The organism is Candidatus Cloacimonas sp., assembly GCA_039680785.1.
GTDB lineage: Bacteria > Cloacimonadota > Cloacimonadia > Cloacimonadales > Cloacimonadaceae > Cloacimonas.
In genome coordinates, this window is record JBDKSF010000040.1 from 1 (window position 1) to 17725 (window position 17725).

Annotated in this window: 15 protein-coding genes and 1 tRNA gene; 12 read left to right on the top strand and 4 right to left on the bottom strand. The window is 38.7% G+C overall.

The window, feature by feature from the left end; translation table 11 throughout:
* Positions 1 to 510 precede the first annotated feature (510 nt).
* From glmS to ABFC98_02550, 3 genes are read right to left on the bottom strand one after another with little or no spacing between them, the layout of a single operon-like run.
* Positions 511 to 2346, bottom strand: a complete 1836-nt coding sequence (gene glmS, locus ABFC98_02540) for a glutamine--fructose-6-phosphate transaminase (isomerizing) (GenBank protein MEN6444907.1) — start codon at positions 2344 to 2346, stop codon at positions 511 to 513.
* Positions 2334 to 4346, bottom strand: a complete 2013-nt coding sequence (locus ABFC98_02545; GenBank protein MEN6444908.1) for an ABC transporter permease subunit/CPBP intramembrane protease — start codon at positions 4344 to 4346, stop codon at positions 2334 to 2336. The genes glmS and ABFC98_02545 overlap by 13 nt, the downstream gene beginning before the upstream one ends.
* Positions 4336 to 5103, bottom strand: a complete 768-nt coding sequence (locus ABFC98_02550) for an ATP-binding cassette domain-containing protein (protein MEN6444909.1) — start codon at positions 5101 to 5103, stop codon at positions 4336 to 4338. Before ABFC98_02550 ends, ABFC98_02545 begins: the two co-directional genes overlap by 11 nt.
* Positions 5104 to 5569: 466 nt before the next feature.
* Between ABFC98_02550 and ABFC98_02555 the strand changes: the two genes are divergently transcribed.
* The 12 genes from ABFC98_02555 to ABFC98_02610 all read left to right on the top strand — a co-directional run bounded on the left by ABFC98_02555 (position 5570) and on the right by ABFC98_02610 (position 16652).
* Entirely contained in the window at positions 5570 to 6466 is an 897-nt protein-coding gene (locus ABFC98_02555) for a patatin-like phospholipase family protein (protein MEN6444910.1), read from the top strand.
* A 120-nt stretch (positions 6467 to 6586) separates the two neighbouring features.
* A complete protein-coding gene (locus ABFC98_02560) occupies positions 6587 to 7303 on the top strand; it encodes a class I SAM-dependent methyltransferase (protein MEN6444911.1) in 717 nt (238 codons plus the stop codon).
* Between the two features lie 35 nt (positions 7304 to 7338).
* A complete protein-coding gene (rho, locus tag ABFC98_02565) occupies positions 7339 to 8598 on the top strand; it encodes a transcription termination factor Rho (GenBank protein ID MEN6444912.1) in 1260 nt (419 codons plus the stop codon).
* Entirely contained in the window at positions 8598 to 9770 is a 1173-nt protein-coding gene (locus ABFC98_02570; GenBank protein ID MEN6444913.1) for an SPOR domain-containing protein, read from the top strand. The genes rho and ABFC98_02570 overlap by 1 nt, the downstream gene beginning before the upstream one ends.
* A gap of 2 nt (positions 9771 to 9772) precedes the next feature.
* A complete protein-coding gene (gene mutS / locus ABFC98_02575) occupies positions 9773 to 12403 on the top strand; it encodes a DNA mismatch repair protein MutS (protein ID MEN6444914.1) in 2631 nt (876 codons plus the stop codon).
* On the top strand, positions 12400 to 14097 hold the full coding sequence (locus ABFC98_02580) for a peptidylprolyl isomerase (GenBank protein ID MEN6444915.1): 1698 nt from the start codon (positions 12400 to 12402) through the stop codon (positions 14095 to 14097). Before mutS ends, ABFC98_02580 begins: the two co-directional genes overlap by 4 nt.
* Positions 14094 to 14561 (top strand): nucleoside deaminase, encoded by a 468-nt coding sequence (locus tag ABFC98_02585; protein MEN6444916.1) that lies wholly within the window; start codon positions 14094 to 14096, stop codon positions 14559 to 14561. The genes ABFC98_02580 and ABFC98_02585 overlap by 4 nt, the downstream gene beginning before the upstream one ends.
* Before the next feature lie 8 nt (positions 14562 to 14569).
* Positions 14570 to 14660 (top strand) — tRNA-Ser (locus ABFC98_02590).
* A gap of 18 nt (positions 14661 to 14678) precedes the next feature.
* Positions 14679 to 15026, top strand: a complete 348-nt coding sequence (locus ABFC98_02595; GenBank protein MEN6444917.1) for a hypothetical protein — start codon at positions 14679 to 14681, stop codon at positions 15024 to 15026.
* Entirely contained in the window at positions 15019 to 15543 is a 525-nt protein-coding gene (locus tag ABFC98_02600; protein MEN6444918.1) for a hypothetical protein, read from the top strand. Before ABFC98_02595 ends, ABFC98_02600 begins: the two co-directional genes overlap by 8 nt.
* Entirely contained in the window at positions 15527 to 16162 is a 636-nt protein-coding gene (locus ABFC98_02605) for a transposase (protein MEN6444919.1), read from the top strand. The genes ABFC98_02600 and ABFC98_02605 overlap by 17 nt, the downstream gene beginning before the upstream one ends.
* Before the next feature lie 22 nt (positions 16163 to 16184).
* Positions 16185 to 16652: an ECF transporter S component gene (locus ABFC98_02610; protein MEN6444920.1), complete on the top strand. Its 468-nt coding sequence runs from the start codon at positions 16185 to 16187 to the stop codon at positions 16650 to 16652.
* Between the two features lie 429 nt (positions 16653 to 17081).
* On the opposite strand, the gene ABFC98_02615 is transcribed toward ABFC98_02610, so the two are convergent.
* Positions 17082 to 17725, bottom strand: a 644-nt coding sequence (locus ABFC98_02615; protein MEN6444921.1) for a lysophospholipid acyltransferase family protein, incomplete at its 5' end; no start/stop codon positions are given.

The window sequence follows — 17725 nt, forward strand, 5'->3', positions numbered from 1 at the left end:
TAAAACCCAGTCCTGAAATCCTTGTTTCTAAAACCCAGTCCTGAACTCCTTGTTTCTAAAGTCCTATCCTGAAATCCTTGTTTCTAAAGTCCTATCTTGAAATCCTTGTTTCTAAAACCCAGTCCTGAAAGCATTATTTCTGCAATCCAATCTGAAAACTTCTCGTTCCCTTATCTCTTTGATATAATTATTACACTAAAGTAACAATCCCGTAGCGAAGCTACACCATTGTTAGAGAAGTGTTACTGTGTTGTAAGAGAATCGGCTTAGAAAGCATTATAAATTAACGAATTAGTAATTTTCTCAGAATTCCGTAAGAGCGGTGAAAAGCCGAACATACCTATTGACAATTTAGTTATGTAACATACGCAAATAAATGTTAATTAATAATAAACGATTTATAACAGCTACCATATCAACCACTTGCAAAAACTCTACCAAGCATCCACCTTTTTGGAAGCGATAATATAGCGAACCAAAATAACAACAGGAGAAATTGATTAACGGGTTTTATTCTACTGTGACGCTTTTTGCCAAATTCCTGGGTTGATCTATATTTAGATTTTTTAGATCTGCCACATTATAGGCGAGCAATTGAAGCGGAATAACAGTTAATAAAGGTTGCAGATCAGTTAAAGTATCAGGAATATAGATAACATTTTCAGATATTTTAGCCAGCTCGGAATCGCCTTCGGTAGCGATAGTTATCAAGCGTCCCCGGCGAGCTCTGACTTCCTGTAAATTGGAATAAATTTTGGCATAGAGCGGATCTTTGGTAGCAATCGCGATCACAGGCATATTTTCATCGATTAAAGCAATGGGTCCATGTTTCATTTCTGCCGCTGGATAGCCCTCGGAATGAATATAAGATATTTCTTTCAATTTCAAAGCTCCTTCCATTGCCACGGGATAGTTTATTCCTCTGCCCAAATAGAGAGCATTTTTGTTATCCTTAATAGTTGCGGCAATGCTTCTGATATATTCGTTCAGGGCAAGGATCTGTTCTATTTTGGCAGGAATAATTTCCAGCTCCTTAATATATTCCATTCCCTTTATGGGCGAGAGATGATTCATCCTACCCAGAAGAATTGCCAGTAAAGTCATAATGGTAACTTGCGAAGTAAATGCTTTGGTACTTGCCACTCCAATTTCACTGCCGGCATGAATGTAAGTGCCACCATCGCTATCTCTGGCGATGGTGCTGCCAACTACATTCGTTATGCCTAAAACTCTGGCTCCCTTGGCTTTGGCTTCTTTTAGGGCAGCTAAAGTATCTGCCGTTTCACCCGATTGGCTAATTACAAAAACTAAAGTATCTTCAGGAATGATGGGATTCCGATAACGATATTCAGATGCATATTCGGCAAAAACAGGAATGCGGGCAATATCCTCAATAATGTATTTTCCAATTAAAGCCGCATAAAAAGAAGTGCCACAGGCAATCAGATGAATCTGCTTAATTTTCTTCAGTTCAAAATCTGGAATATTCAAACCCCCTAAACGAGCTGTGCCCATTTGTTGATTTATCCTACCCCGAAAAGCATTTTCAATAGTGATTGGTTGTTCAAATATTTCTTTCAGCATAAAATGTTTGAAGCTGCCTTTTTCTATCGATGAAATATCCCAATCCACCACTGAAATTTCCGGTTTTACGCTGCGTTTATCCAAGGTAGTAATCTCAAAATTATCTTTTTTCACAATACATAATTCATCATCTTGCAAATAGATGACTCGTTTTGTGTGAATAATGATGGCATTCACATCGCTGGTGATAAAATGTTCATTTTCACCAATCCCAATGATGAGCGGACTACCTTTACGAACTGCAATTAATTTATCCGGTTCTTTAGCCGAAATGACAACCAATCCATAAGTGCCTTCAACTCTTTTCATTGCCTCACAAACAGCATCTTCAAGAGTTGGTTCACTAACTAAATACTGCTCGATTAAGTGCACAATTATTTCCGTATCTGTATCGCTTACAAAAGTATGCCCCAGTTCTAATAATCTCTCTTTTAAAATTTTATAGTTCTCTATGATGCCATTATGAACAATGGCAAGTTCTCCTTTACAATCCAAATGCGGATGAGCATTAATCTCATTGGGCTCTCCATGCGTTGCCCAACGCGTATGTGCTATGGCAATATTTCCACTACATTTGGTTGGTTCAGGTAAACTGCGTTCAAGTTCTATAATTTTCCCCTGTCTTTTATATACCTGCAATTCGCCATTGTGAATCAGAGCACAACCGGAACTATCATAACCCCTATATTCCAATCGTTTAATAGCTTCAATAACGATAGGCAAAGCATTGCGATTGCCAATGTAACCAACTATTCCACACATATATTTTCTCCTTTGGCTGTAACCTTGTGAAAGACAGATAAAGATATGACAAAAATGACTGTCGCTGGAATTATTAACCAGTAGTGCATATTGTCCCCTTCGGAAACCAAAAATTTAACCCAGCTAAAATTACTATAAGTAACCAGCACAAAAGCCAAACCATTATTAACTATATGCGAAAACATACTGGCATAAACTGACCCGGAACGAACAGCCAAATAACCTAATAAAAAGCCCAAAAGCAAAACCGGAAGAAAACGGAAGGGATCAAGATGGAAAGCAGCAAAAAGTATAGAACTGATTACTATGGACCACATTCTACCGTATTTTTCAAAAAACCGGATTAAAAAGCCCCGAAAAAGAAGTTCTTCACAAATTCCGGGCAATAATGCTATCGCCAAAAAGACCTTCCAAGGCGCCTCATTCATTTTAAAAAGCTGGTTAAGCGCTTCTGTGTATTTTTCCGGAAAAGGAAAAACAAGATTTATCAGCTGCGAAAATATAGATACTATGATGGAAGCGGAGATGGCAATAAAAGGTATCAAAAGAAAACTGCCAAGTTTAGGATTATGCAAGCGTAAAACCTCTTTCGGCTTCAGCTTTAACACTTTTAGCAAGATCAAAACAGGGAGAGCAATAATGATTATCTCGGTTTGGATTAATCCATTATAGAGGTCTTTGGTTTGCCAATAGCTGCCCAAATAATATAATACAATTAAAGCTATGGTAAAATAGACAATTCCACTATAGGGATTAAAGATATTTTGGGGCTTCTTTTTGAGCGCTTTCAACCCACCGCTCTCTTCCTCTGTCCTAAAAAGAACCGATTCAGTATTAAAAAGCTTTACCGTTATTAATATGGCTATAACATCCAAAATCAATGTACTAAAAATAGTGATTAAGATATGTGACAATGCATATTCATTGATCAATACCGCTTTGAAGAGCAAAGCAATATTAACGATAGGAATTAAAGCCAGTAAATTGGATATCTCAATCGTGGGAATAAAACTCACCATCCCCAATAACATAGCTATCATCATTAATGGTTGCTCGTAACTTCTTGCCTCTTTGATATTGCGACTGAAAGTGGATATTGACACAAGCAGCGCTGCAAATAATGTTGCCAAAGGAATCATTGCAATAAGCAAAATCAACATTGCATTCACAGGTAACGCTACACCCGCCATTTCCTTACTTTGATTTGCCAGCATAAACTGCAACGAAAAACTGATGCTGAACAAGTTTACAATCATATTAAGCATAGCCAGAGTTATGATCGTGAGATATTTGCCCATAACGATTTCAGTTCTACCAACAGAAGATACAAGCAAGGTCTCCAATGTCTTGCGATCTTTTTCACCGGCCACCAAATCCGCCGCTACGATGGAAGCGCCTGCAAATAACATCATTATGACTATATAGGGTAAAAACATCCCCAAAAACATCCCCATTTTCTTCTGAGCACTGGAAGTATCTCGCTCTTCAATATCCACCAGATCTAAAAAATGAGGGTTGATTCCTGATATTTGTAAACGCTCTTGTTGCAGCTCTTTCTCCGTTTTGGAGAGTTGCTCGGAAAGCTTGTCAAATACAATCTTGCTTTGATCTTTAGATTTGTCATAAGTAATAAAGACCTTAAAGAATTGCGTATTGTCGCTCCCCAAAGAATCACAAATGGTAACGATGCTCTGAATATCTTTATTCATATAGTGCTGTAGCGTGTTTTTGTCATAGGGAACATAAGTGTAATTTTTGATACTGGCTAAATCTTTAATCAAGCGGTGTGAAATTTCATTATTTACACTATCCTGCACGGCAATTGTGGCTCCGCGTTCTTCCAAAACCTTGGTTTGCCTCATCATAACCGAATTAAAACCAACGATAATAAGTGGATACAATATAATGGGAAGGATGAAAGTGGTGAAAATGGTTCGCTTATCTCGCAAAACTTCCATCAGCTCTTTTCTATAGATAGTTAGGGTATGCTTAAAATTCATTCGCTCTTAACTCCTGTTCATCAGTATATTGATTGATGTAGTAAACAAATATATCATCCAAATCGGTCTGGGAAGATATGTTACGCAATTGTTCCAAAGTTCCCTCGGCTAAAATTCTGCCTTTGTGAATCATAACGATTCTATCTGCCAAGCGTTCCGCTTCTCGCATAATGTGCGTGGAAAATAAAACACACTTCCCTCTCTGCTTACAATCACGGATGAAAGAGACAATGTTTCTGGCAGTTAAAATATCCAAACCGGCAGTCGGTTCGTCAAAAATCATTACCGGTGGATCATGAATGATGGAACGCACGATAGAGACCTTTTGCTTCATCCCTGAGGAAAGGAATTCTATCTTCTTATCCAAAAATTCATTCATATCCAGCAAATTAGCCATCTCTTTTATCCGTTGGGCAATTGCGCTATCCTCAATGCTGTAAAGACGCCCGAAATAGGTGATGAACTCTCTGCAGCTTAAACGATTGTAAAGTCCTGTATCGCCTGAAAGAAAGCCAATGTTTTCTCTTACCTTATCGGGATGTTTTTTAATATCCCAGCCCTGAATTTCTGCTGTTCCTTCCGAGGGCTGAAACACAGTGGAAAGAATACGCATTGTAGTTGTTTTCCCAGCTCCGTTCACACCTAATAAACAAACAGTTTCTCCATCTCCTGCTGCAAAACTGATCTTATTCACGGCATAGAAATTTGAGCCATCTTTTTTCATAAATGACTTGCTTAGGTTTTCCACTTTTATCATTACTTTTCTCCTGTAATCAATGTAGGCAAAGCTTGTCAAAGCTCCGAATTTTTTAAGAAGATTGACTGTCTGATGTTGCTTTCGCATCCTTTCTGTAAGCTATATTTCTCACTGATGGAATAGATGCCTATCTTCTAAAAAATATACCATTATGATGGTAGGGCAAATTTAAATTTTACTCCATACGCTCTCAAAACCTATATCTTGAGGCAAGATATTTTGTCGAGAAAATTTAGTAATGCCCCTTTCTCTTAGTGTTGTTTTTTCACTTCTCGACCTCCCGACTTCTCGACCTCTCGACTTCTCGACCTCCCGACCTCTCGACTTCTCGACTTCTCGACTTCTCGACCTCTCGACTTCTCGACTTCTCGACTTCTCGACTTCGTATATCTCCCTCCCTAAATATAACTTGACCTAATAGCTATCCTACTGCTGATGGTATGAAAAAATAACAGGAAACCAAATAATGAAAGAAAAAGCAACTCTCATTTTAGGTGGCGGTTCTGCTTTAGGGTTAGCACATATAGGCGTATTAAGTGTTCTGGAAGAAGAATATGATATTACTGGCATTATTGGAAGCAGTATGGGCAGCATAATTGGTGGATTATATTCCGCGGGCTTAAATTCCGCTGAAATTTACCAAATAGCCAGGAGTTTTAAAAACCCTGGCTTATTTTCACCTTTGAAGTTAGATAGAACTATCAATGGTATCTTTGATGGAAGGTCTTTACTGAAGATGTTTCAGAACTGGACGGAAGGCAAAAGAATAGAAGAAGGAAGGATCCCTTTCATTGCCTGTGCTTACGATTTAATCAGCAAAAGCACGATTCTATTTAATAAAGGTCTTTATTCAGATGCAATGAGAGCTTCTTCATCTTTACCAGTTGTTTTTGCCCCGTATAAATTAAATCAGTATCTTTTTATTGATGGAGGTATTGAACATCCTTTGCCTGTCGCTTTTTCTTCTTTGCTATCGGAAGATAAAGTAATAGCCGTAAATGTTTTGCCCGAAACATCCAAAACTGCTGAATTCATCAATTTAAACAGTGGCGATATAGCGAAATCAAAGCGGTTTGGCAGAACCGAGATATTATTCAATTCTGTTCTGCAAAATCAAGCATATCTGGCAATCAGAGACATTGCCACTTTCAGTCCTGATATTGTTATCGAAGCTGGTATGCCCAATGGTCATCCCTTCGCTTTTCATAAAGCTGCCGATTATTATAAATATGGCAGAAAACAGACATTGGAAACACTTGCCAACTACAAAGAACCAAAGTTTATAGCTACCATTCGGAAACATTACCGCAATCTAATTCGTCATTTACCCAATCTAAATATCCCCGTGAAAGATAATACTTGACGGAAAATACGCTTTCTAAAATAATAGTTTATGTAAATGAAAGATAAACTGCAGTCCTTAGAACTGCACAATCAGAGAGAAATAATCCCAAATTAAGAAAACAAACTGAGGAATTCTGTTATGAACGAAATCATCAAAATCTTATCCAAAGTAGATGGTGGAATCGTTTTAGATGCTGCAACCGGAAAAGGTGACTTTATTACTACCTTAAAACAACATCTGAAATCATATACGCAAATTATTGGAGTGGATTCATCGCAAAGATGTGTGGATTATGCTCAAAAGATATTTCCGGAAAATAACATTGAAATATTCCGAATGAACTTAGAAGATATGCAATTTGAAGACAGCTATTTTGATACTGTCTGCATTTCCGATGCCTTACACCATATTCAAAACAGGGACAATGTCTTAAGCGAAATGCTTAGAATTTTGAAACCAAAGGGTTTGATGTTGATAACGGAAATGTATTGCGACGGAGATCAAACCCCTGCTCAGGAAACACATATTTTAATGCATCATTGGGTTGCGTCCGTTGATCGGCTGTTAGGCACTTTTCATCAAAAAACATTCACTCGGAAAGAATTGCAAGAGATAATAAAACAACTGCCCCTGAAAAATGTTCACATAGCAGATTTCTATGTGCCCGTAGATGATCCGGGCAAAAATTCTGCTGCCCTGCTGAAAAATTGTCAGGATATAATGAAACGCCTGAAAACAATTGAGAATGCAGAATCTTTGATTGCAGAAGGGGAAAATATTATGAATCGGATAGCAGAAACCGGTTTTGCCAATGCTTGTCGTTTGGCTGTTACCGGATATAAAAAAGAAAAATAAATGCATAACATAACTACAGAAAAAGGAGATAACTAATGCTATTTGAAGAAGACCTGTTTAGCTTGAATCAACTTCAACTATCCCGCTTGGCAAAAAAAATCGGTTTGCCCAGCTATACACAATATAAAGGAACTGAACTAATATTTAAAATGCTTGAATTTCAGGCAGCGCAAGAAGGGCTTGCTTTTGTAACTGGTTGTTTGGAAATAATGGAAGATGGTTTCGGCTTCTTACGCTTTCCGGGAAATAATTATAACGCAGGCCGTGACGATGTTTATGTGTCTTTAACCCAAATCAGAAGATTTGGACTAAAAACCGGAAATATGGTTAGCGGACCAGTTCGCAGTCCTAAAGAGGGAGAAAAATATTATGCTCTGCTACGCGTGGAGGCAGTAAATTATCTGGAACCAAATTGTATGTTAAATTTGCGTTCTTTTGACGAATTAACTCCCTATTATCCTACGGAACGCTTAAATCTGGAATTTGATCAGCATAACTATAGCACACGCATAATAAATTTATTCACTCCGATCGGAAAAGGGCAACGCGGTTTAATTGTCGCAGCTCCCAGAACGGGAAAAACAACATTATTGCAAGATACTGCTAATGCCATATTAAGCAATCATCCTGAAGTATTTCTTATTGTTCTGCTTGTGGATGAACGCCCGGAAGAAGTTACGGAAATGAAAAAAATCCTCAAGCCAGGTAATAGAGAAGTGATCAGTTCCACTTTTGATGAATCACCCAAAAATCATTCTGCCGTGAGTGAAATGGTTTTGGAGAAGGCAAAACGGATGGTGGAATTAAGTCAGGATGTAGTAATTGTCTTAGATAGCATCACGCGTTTGGCGAGAGCTTATAATAATATTACTCCCTCCAGTGGAAAAGTTTTGAGCGGTGGAATTGATGCCAACGGTTTAATTAAACCCAAAAAATTCTTCGGTTCAGCTCGTAAAACGGAAGAAGCAGGAAGCTTAACAATTATAGCCACCGCTTTGATTGATACCGGCAGTAAAATGGATCAGGTTATTTTTGAAGAATTTAAGGGAACGGGAAATATGGAACTTGTTTTAGACCGCTCCATCAGTGATATGAGATTGTATCCTGCCATTGATTTAGTTAAAAGCGGAACCCGACGCGAAGAATTACTTTTGTCACAAAATGAACTGAACCGAATGTATGTCCTGCGTAAATATTTGAAGACCATCTCCCCCATTCAAGGAATTGAGACCTTACGCAAAAAAATGCAGGTAACTAAAACCAACGAAGAACTTCTTACTTCAATGAGCAATTGATGACCTTTTCCCCTTTTCCGACTGTTAAGCGGATTTTGCTTATCATTATCTTGATGGGTTGGTGGACTTATACACTTTCAGCAATCAGAAAAGAATTTCAGGAACTGGATAGTCAATACAATAACGGAAAACTGGATGAGCTTTCGGAAAGCATCAGCAATCTGAAACCCGCCAATAATGAAGAAAGCGCCTGCCTGAGTTTTTACAACGCTATGTTAAAAGTAAAAACGGAAGAATCAATCTCCGCACACCAATGGCTGATAGAAAAGTATCCAAATAGTCCATACGCTCAGAAGTCCCTTCTGGAATTGGCTAAAATGTATATTCTGGACCGCAAAATTGCTGAAGCGACCATATATTTAAATAGAATATCTTCTACAGACCTCGTAGAACGCTTTTATTGGCTTGCTTTATGTGCCTGGTGGCAAGATGATTATACTGACGCAATTACCTATTGTGACAATTATTTGCGTCAGGAACCACATAGCCAATATAGTGAATCAGCTTACTATTTAACGGCAGATTGTTATCTTGCTCAAAATAAAACATATAGCGCCGTTACAACCCTTCTTAAATTACAAAATGCCAAATTTACTGATCTGGATGAACAATATTTCTATTATCGGCTGGGGTATGCTTACGAGCTTAGCGATAAAATAAATGATGCCGTGAAAGCATATCAAAAAGGATTTGAATTAAATAAAGATTCTCAAGTTGCTTTTCAGATAGAAGACCGCCTTTTAGAAATTGGAAACAAACATCGCAATGTAAACATCAGTTTTCTATATCCCTATGCACCATTAAAGATTCCCATAATTTCAGAAGAATCCCCCGATACTTTAAATATTGTTAAAAAGGTCGAAACGGCACCCACCAATCCAGTTTCCGACAATAAACCTACCAGCGGACAAAATAGCTCCATAAAGCTAAAATCAAAGCCCAAAGAAGGTTTCTGGCTCCAAGCCGGAAGATTTTCCGTAGAAGGCAATGCCAATCGTTTAGTTGTCAACATCCGTCTTTTAAATATTCCTGCTTCCTATTATGAAGAAACCAATAATGGGAAAAAAAGCTGGATAGTCGTTTGTGGATCTTTTGCCGATAGAACTACAGCGGAAGAAACGAAAGATCTGCTTGCTTCCAACAATATAAATTCTTTCCTCGTTGCATACTGATTATGGAAGAGAACAAACTAACTCCGATGCTGAAACAATATTATGCCGTGAAAGAAAAGCATCCGGATAAATTGGTTCTTTTTCGAATGGGTGATTTCTACGAGACCTTTTTTGAGGATGCCAATACTGCTTCCAAGGTCTTGAATATCACGCTTACCACGCGTAATAAAAATGACGATAATCCTGTGCCTTTAGCTGGTTTTCCTTATCATTCATTAGATACATATCTGGATAAACTGATCAAGGCAGGGCTTAAAATAGTTATCTGTGATCAGACCGAAGACCCCAAAAAAGCAGTTGGACTGGTTAAACGCGAAGTTACCGAAATTATCACTCCCGGCGCAGTTTTAGATCAGACCTTTCTGGAAAGCAATGCCAATGTTTTTTTGGCTTCAGTATATTATACTGATCCTCAGCGTAAAATCGGCTTGGCACATCTGGATATTTCCACCGGTGATTTTTTGTTTACGGAATTGAATAAAGAAGAGTTAGTAAACGAATTGCAAAGATTTAATGCGGCAGAATTAATTGTAGATAGTTCCACCACTGCAGATTTCATCAAGCAACTCCCTTTGGAAAAAATGCCTTCCCTCACTGTTTTTGATAGCTGGCAGTTTCAACCGCAGGAGGCAATTGCCACTTTAAAAAAACATTTCGGAGTTACTACTTTAGAGCCCTACGGAGCGCATAACAAAACTTTGGGAGCTACGGCAGCAGGAGCCGCTTTAGCTTATGTTCAATCATTATATACTTCTCCCCTAAATCATATCACTTCTTTAAGGTATTACTCCCTATCTCAATATATGCAGCTGGATGAAATCAGCAGAAGAAATTTGGAGCTAATTCGTTCCCTGCGTTATGGCACAAAATATGGAAGTTTGCTTTCCGTGATTGATCAAACAATGACTCCCATGGGTTCACGCCTTTTACAGCAATGGCTATTGCATCCTCTTTTGAATCTAAAAGAAATCACTACGCGTCAGGACATAATTCTATCCTTAATCAATAAAAGCAGCCATCTGAAAGAACTGCGCATAATTTTAAAAGAGATAGGAGACATTACCCGTCTGGTTACTCGTTTAGGTTCTTTAAGAATAAATCCGCGCGAACTGGTTGCCTTAAAGTCCTATCTTTATTCTGCCCGCATTTTACAGAGCAAGCTAAGCCCTTTTGAACATCCTCAATTTGCTGTTTGGACAAATAATATGGGCAGTTTTGATGATATTATTTCGCTCATCGAAAAAGCCATCAGTGAAAATCCCCCCATCACCATAACCGATGGAGGCATTTTTGCCAAGGGATATAATCCTGAACTGGATGAATTGCTGGATATCATTTATGATGGCAAAAGCTGGATAGCTCGTTTGGAAGACGATGAGCGTAGGAAAACAGGCATCAACAATTTAAAAGTTGGTTACAATCGCGTTTTCGGTTATTATATAGAGATCGGCTCCGCTCATAAAAGTAAAGTTCCCGATTATTATATACCCAAGCAAACATTAACCAATAGCGAACGCTACATTTCTCCCCGCTTAAAGGAATTTGAAGCAAAAGTGTTATCTTCCGAAGAGAAGATTAAAAACTTGGAATATGAACTTTTTAAAGACCTGCGTCAACAATTGGCTGAGTCCTTGCCGCGTTTTCAAAATTTAAGTGAAATCATCGCCGAACTGGATGTATTATCGTCCCTTGCCTTTTTATCCTGGCAGAATCATTATTGCCGCCCAGTTTTTACGGACACAAGAGAACTGCATATCGACGAAGGCAGGCATCCAGTGATAGAAAAATTGATGGATAGCGATAATTTTATTCCCAATGACACGCATTTGGATTATCCGGAAACCACGATTGCCATAATTACAGGACCCAATATGGCAGGAAAATCAACCTATTTAAGACAAGTGGGGCTGTTAGTTATTTTAGCTCAGATGGGTAGTTTCGTTCCTGCGGGTCAAATGACTCTGCCCATTTTTGATCGCGTTTTTACCAGAGTGGGCGCTTCAGACAATTTGGCACAAGGGCAGAGCACTTTTTTAGTGGAAATGATTGAAACCGCCAACATTCTTAATTCCGCCACTTCCAATTCTCTAATTTTACTGGATGAAATAGGACGCGGCACTTCTACTTTTGACGGTTTATCTTTAGCTTGGGCTATTATAGAATTCATTCAGAAATATAAGCACGCTTTAACCCTTTTCGCCACTCACTATCATGAACTTACAGAATTGGAGAATCTATATCCGGACATCAAAAATTACAATGTGGCAGTAAAACAATGGAATGATGAAATGATTTTTATCCGCAAAATAGAAAGAGGTGGATCAGATCAAAGTTACGGGATTCAAGTTGCCCGCTTGGCAGGCATTCCGGAAAAAGTAATTCGCCGCGCCAAAGAAATTTTAAAAAACCTGGAAGAACACGAAATCAGCCCTCAGGGTTTAACTGCCACCATTCGTAAGAAGTTAAACAAAGAAATTCCACAAATTGATATCTTTGAAATATTAGCCGATAAAGCCAGCGAGAACGATCCAATCTTGAACGAGCTAAAAGAAATTGAGCTCAATAACCTTGCACCGGTAGATGCTTGGCTGTATTTGCAAAAAATACAAAACAAACTTTTGGGAGAAAAATGAAAAGATTCCTGATTTTTACCACTCTTACTTTGCTGGGAGCTTTATGCCTGGTTTCCTGTGCCCAAAATACGGCAACCATTGCAGGATCAGTAAACGGAAAGGAGATTTCTCTGGAGGATTTTTATAATTCCTACCGAGGTCACTATTCTATTTTTGGTTATCAAACGGGCAGAACTCCTACCAAAGAAGAGAAACAAAAAATATATGACGATACCTGGCGCAATATTACCAAGGCGATCATTTTGAAGGACTATTATAATAAGTATAACATTTCGGCAAGTATGACCGAGGTTTTGGATACTCTTTCCAATTCCATTCCTGAGCATATTATCAATTCTCCCCGCTTCAAGACAGATGGCGTTTTTAATAAGAAACTCTATCTACAATCCTTGATGACCGATCAACCGGAAAATTTAACTGCGCTTAGAAACCACTATCAAGAATATCTAATTCCCAATGCCAAATTACAAAAAGCACTGCAGGAAAAAGAAATGCTAACCTCCAAAGTCCGTAAACAAGTAGCTGAAATTATTGCCAGTAATGCAGACCTGGAACTATATATATTTGATCCTTCCACCACAGAAATATCTTTAAGTGATGCCGAAATTAGCTCTTACTACCAAGCAAATTTGGATAAATACAGTTTACGGCTATATTATCGGCTGGGTTATTGTTTTGTTCCCGTCATTCCAGACAGCGTCGATCTTACCGAAGCAAAAAGAATGGCAGAATTTATCCACAACGAACTTTCCCAAGGCAGAGAAGTTAAAGATGTTTTAAACACGCTTGATTCAAAATCCGTTATCGCCAGTTTTACTGATAATGGCTACCAAAAAACGGATGCATTGCCAGCTCAAGTTATTAATGCCATTGGTGAATTGGAAAACGGAATGTGCAGTGAACCAATTCCTTATGAAAAGGGCTATGTTTTATATCAAAAAATGCAAAGCACCAAAACCCTCACTCTTTATAACACAATCGTAGTGCAAGCATTACCGGGAGCCAAATCTTTACTGGCTCCGGAAACCAAAGCAAAACAAATTATGAAACTGGCTTTGAACCTTGGGCTGGAAAAAGCGGCGGAAGAATTTGATCTAAACTATACTTTAACACCTCCGATGAAGCCGGATTCACTACTTATTCCCGCTTCTGACATCAAGGGAAAATTACTTAAATATTTAAAAAGTGCAAAACCCGGCGATATTATTGAACCGCTATTTTCGGCTGAACTTTCCGATTGGATCATTTTTGAAGTAGTGGAAAAGCAAACCGAAAACTATCAAAGCTTGGAAGAAGTTCGCCAAAACATAATTGCAGAGCTTAGCCGCGAACGGAGAATTAGCCAGAATAAGCAGGTAGTTCAACAGTGGATTGCCAATCCTGATTTTCCTGCACCATATCAACTGATTAAATTAGATAATGTAACCATAGATTCCACTTGGGCTGGAAAACCGCTAACCAATATTTATTTTCAGGCAGCAAAAGCATATCTCGATAAATCAAAACAACCGCAACTCATTCAGGATGAAGTTATTATCGTTCCCAAAGTGATCAATTTTCGTCCCGTTAAAACCAAAATTGACCTTGAACGCATTAAAGCCGTTTACGAACAAACTCTTCCTGATGACTGGTTTGAAAAATGGTTAAGCGAGAAAGTTAAAACAGCCAGATTAGTTATTTACACTGAACCATGATTTGCTTTTCTGAACAAGATCATTATATTTTTATGAAAGAAGCATTATTGGAAGCCAAAATTGCAGCCCAAGAAGATGAAATACCAGTGGGGGGAGTTTTAGTTAAAGATGGCAACATTGTTTTACGAGAGCATAATCGTAGCCGTCAATTAGCCAATCCTTTGGCACATTGTGAAAAACTGCTTATTGACAAAATTCTTGCTTCAGAACCTGGGTTCCTTTACGACTATACTTTATATGTAACTTTAGAACCCTGCCTGATGTGTGCTGGAATGATTATTTTAAGTAAAATGGGAACTATCGTTTATGGCGCCAAAGACCCCAAAGCGGGAGTAGTTGGCTCCATCTACAATGTTCTGAAAGATAAAAGTTTTAACCATCATCCTACCGTAGTGAGCGGTATTTTGGCAGATGAATGTTCCTCACTGCTAAAGGATTTTTTCAGTATTAAACGCAAATTATAACCATAATAGGAGAGTTGCCGGAGCGGTTGAACGGGACGGTCTCGAAAACCGTTGTACCTATTTCAGGTACCCAGGGTTCGAATCCCTGACTCTCCGCCAGTTGCTTTTGGAGTTTTAATGATTCATAAGGACTTTTTATTGGCAGATGCAGAAATTCCACTTATATCTTGTGACGAATTAAGAGACGAACTACTTATTTACAATCTGGATGAAACGGCAACTAATCAGCTTTTTTCCCAATTTGAAAAAATCACGGGTAAAGCCCTGAATAAAATGTATAAGATTAATGAACTTTCGGGAGGGCAGAAAGTAATTCTGATGGCACTTTTGGCAATTTATTCTCCTGCCCGCAAAATTCGGTTCCAAAATTTAACCCAATCCCTGTACCCTAAACGCCGACAAGCCATTGAAGAAATCATCCAGAATAGCGGCAAAGAGATAGTTATGGACACAGAAGATGATTGAAATACCCTCAGGACAGGTTTTCTGCTGGAGCTCTTTTAGTTTGTTAATCGAACACAAACTAAATTTTACGCCCGGCAAGATCTATCATTTGCAAGGAGAGAATGGTAGCGGCAAAAGCTCTTTTATCAGACATTCTTTACTGCCTGCCATAAATAATAAAAAGGACTTGTGTTACCGACTATATTTACAGCAGCTTTTTCACCTACAAGCGTATGCCATCAAATCGCATTCCGCTTTTTATAAACCGGAGCTGAAATTAAATGGAGAATTGGATTGCCTGCAGTATTTGCTAAGTAATTTATCGGAAACATACGCTCAAGAACCTCGCCCGGTTTATTGCCTTGTGGATGAAAACCGCCACCTTCCCCTTATTTTTAACTATTTGAACGAGAATAAGTTCCCGTTCTGCCTCATTTTCTGTGATCATTCTTCCGCATTATCTGCTCAAATGGCTACGGAGATTAATTTTCAAGTTATTACACCCACGCTAAGTAAGGTATATGAAACCACTGTATAGATTAGGTTTAGTTGTCCTATCGTTAATTTTGTTTTTCATCTTCTTTTGCATCGTTTATTTGGAAGATGAAACCATTCAATTCATTGTGCTGGGTGTAATATTTCTGCTAAGCTGTTGGTCTTTTTCCGTAAAAGGAATAATAAAAAAAATTTTGCATCTCTTACCTTTTGTTTTATTGTTAGTTAGCGTTTATGTAATTTTTGCCGTTTTCCAAATTGGTAAAAGCCGGGCAGAATGGATTCATTATGGATTAACCCGAACTACTTTACTTATCAGCAGCTTACTGTTCATCCAGGTCTTAATAAACTGGCTACAGTTAAATTCCTTTTTAGATATTCCTTGGGGAATAGAAAAATTGAAATATGTTATCTTAGGTAAGATACTTTATAAACTTGCTTTCTCTTCCTATTCCGATTTGTGTTTGTTTGTGGACTGCATTCCCAGCGAACAAACCAGGTCTGCATCTTTGCCAAGAAAATTTCGGAAACGCTTGATCGTGCTTTTGGCGCTCATTATTTATGTGATCAATGAAGCAATCTTGAAGGGGGAAATGATCGATGAACGCATCTGGCATTGCCATAAAGTTCCCGCTTCCAACCCCACAAATGAAATAGAATAAAACACCTGACAAAGGAGACAAAATGAAATGGTATATTATTGTAGGACTTACAGTTATGGTAATGGTTGCTACGCTTCTGGTGCGTATCCCGGTCCCCGGTGGGGGTTATTTCAATTTAGGCGATGTAGTTATTATCTTCAGCGGACTTTTTGCTGGCTGGAAAACCGGTTTGATTGCCGGAGGAATTGGCTCCGCGCTTGCCGATTTAATCGGTTTTCCCGTTTTTGCACCCATAACTCTTATTGTTAAAGGTCTGGAAGGATTGGTCGCTGGCTTGGCAAAACCGGGCAGGAAATGGCAGCAAAATCTGTATCCTGCTTTTGCAGTTCTCATTATGATCGTCGGTTATTTTGTCGGTTGCTGGCTTTTTCCCAATTTGGGTTTGGCAGTAGCCATAACGGATTTACCGGTTAATCTCGTGCAAGCAGCCGCAGGTTATTTCGGAGGAAAAGCACTGTTTATCGCCTACACCAAAATCTCCCATTCCTGAAGGAGTGAACTTTTTATAATTGTTAGTCCTCAGATGGTAACTGAAAACCCCTCAATTGGTTGACTAAATTTCCTCTGTCCCTTCCTCGCTGCCTGCTGAAACGCTTTTCATAATTTTCCTGTAACCAACCCGTATCAGATACGAGAACGATACGGGTTGGTTACGAGATACATAGCGGTTGTCAGTAGGGAAATAATAGGAAAATGGTAAGAAAAGAGGGGCAGATATAAGCAACTGATGCACTGGAAATGAATGGGTTATAAGCTTGCAGTTTGCCAAAAAGTTTGTTGAATGCCAAAAGAGAACTGGAAAATGATTTGTGCTTTATTTTGCGGAGCTGTGGCAAGCTCCGACTACCCTCTGGTGAATATATTTACAATCGCCAACATACCCTCTCATAAATCTAACCTCTACTGGATAGAATGTCAATTACATTTCTGCCACAGCGTTTGAAATTGCAGAATGTAAATAGTTGGCAAGTGCTTGTTTATCTGTGTAAATGGCATCCGTGGGCAAAATGGGAGGTAAAATATTCAATTTAACGGAAGAGGGGTGAATTTTGTGGTCAGTTTCGTAGATTCTCCAGCTACCTTTTACGGCTATAGGAACAATAACTGCCTCTGCCAGAAGAGGAAGTTTTAAACTGCCCAAATGAAACTTGCCTACGGTGTCACTTTTACTGCGTGTCCCTTCCGGAAAAATAACCAGCGGATTCCCTTGTTTAATAAGTTCTGCGCTCTTTTTGATCGTTTCCATTGCCTTTTTGGGATTTCTCCGATCAATAAAAGTACAGGGCATTTCTCTCATCCATTGGCGTAAAACCGGAACTTTAAAAAGTTCCCTTTTAGCCACAAAACCGGTATGCTTGCCTAAAAAGCCAAGAATAAGCGGAATGTCAAATAAACCCTGATGATTGCTGACAAAACAAATATTATTAGTTTCAGGCAAATTTTCTTTCCCCACAACTTCCACTTTGCTACCTGTGGAAAGAATCACTGTTCTCGCCCAAAATCTAACCACAAATTTCACAATGCTATGGGAGACCTTGCGAGGCAGGAAAACTCTCACTATCA

Excerpts from the sequence above, each read along its gene's own strand:
- ABFC98_02595 (MEN6444917.1), top strand. The coding sequence starts at position 14,679 with ATGATTCATAAGGACTTTTTATTGGCAGATGCAGAAATTCCACTTATA.
- rho (MEN6444912.1), top strand. The coding sequence starts at position 7,339 with ATGCTATTTGAAGAAGACCTGTTTAGCTTGAATCAACTTCAACTATCC.
- ABFC98_02545 (MEN6444908.1), bottom strand. The coding sequence starts at position 4,346 with ATGAATTTTAAGCATACCCTAACTATCTATAGAAAAGAGCTGATGGAA.
- ABFC98_02550 (MEN6444909.1), bottom strand. The coding sequence starts at position 5,103 with ATGATAAAAGTGGAAAACCTAAGCAAGTCATTTATGAAAAAAGATGGC.
- ABFC98_02585 (MEN6444916.1), top strand. The coding sequence starts at position 14,094 with ATGATTTGCTTTTCTGAACAAGATCATTATATTTTTATGAAAGAAGCA.
- ABFC98_02610 (MEN6444920.1), top strand. The coding sequence starts at position 16,185 with ATGAAATGGTATATTATTGTAGGACTTACAGTTATGGTAATGGTTGCT.
- ABFC98_02580 (MEN6444915.1), top strand. The coding sequence starts at position 12,400 with ATGAAAAGATTCCTGATTTTTACCACTCTTACTTTGCTGGGAGCTTTA.
- ABFC98_02605 (MEN6444919.1), top strand. The coding sequence starts at position 15,527 with ATGAAACCACTGTATAGATTAGGTTTAGTTGTCCTATCGTTAATTTTG.
- mutS (MEN6444914.1), top strand. The coding sequence starts at position 9,773 with ATGGAAGAGAACAAACTAACTCCGATGCTGAAACAATATTATGCCGTG.
- ABFC98_02600 (MEN6444918.1), top strand. The coding sequence starts at position 15,019 with ATGATTGAAATACCCTCAGGACAGGTTTTCTGCTGGAGCTCTTTTAGT.
- glmS (MEN6444907.1), bottom strand. The coding sequence starts at position 2,346 with ATGTGTGGAATAGTTGGTTACATTGGCAATCGCAATGCTTTGCCTATC.
- ABFC98_02570 (MEN6444913.1), top strand. The coding sequence starts at position 8,598 with ATGACCTTTTCCCCTTTTCCGACTGTTAAGCGGATTTTGCTTATCATT.
- ABFC98_02560 (MEN6444911.1), top strand. The coding sequence starts at position 6,587 with ATGAACGAAATCATCAAAATCTTATCCAAAGTAGATGGTGGAATCGTT.
- ABFC98_02555 (MEN6444910.1), top strand. The coding sequence starts at position 5,570 with ATGAAAGAAAAAGCAACTCTCATTTTAGGTGGCGGTTCTGCTTTAGGG.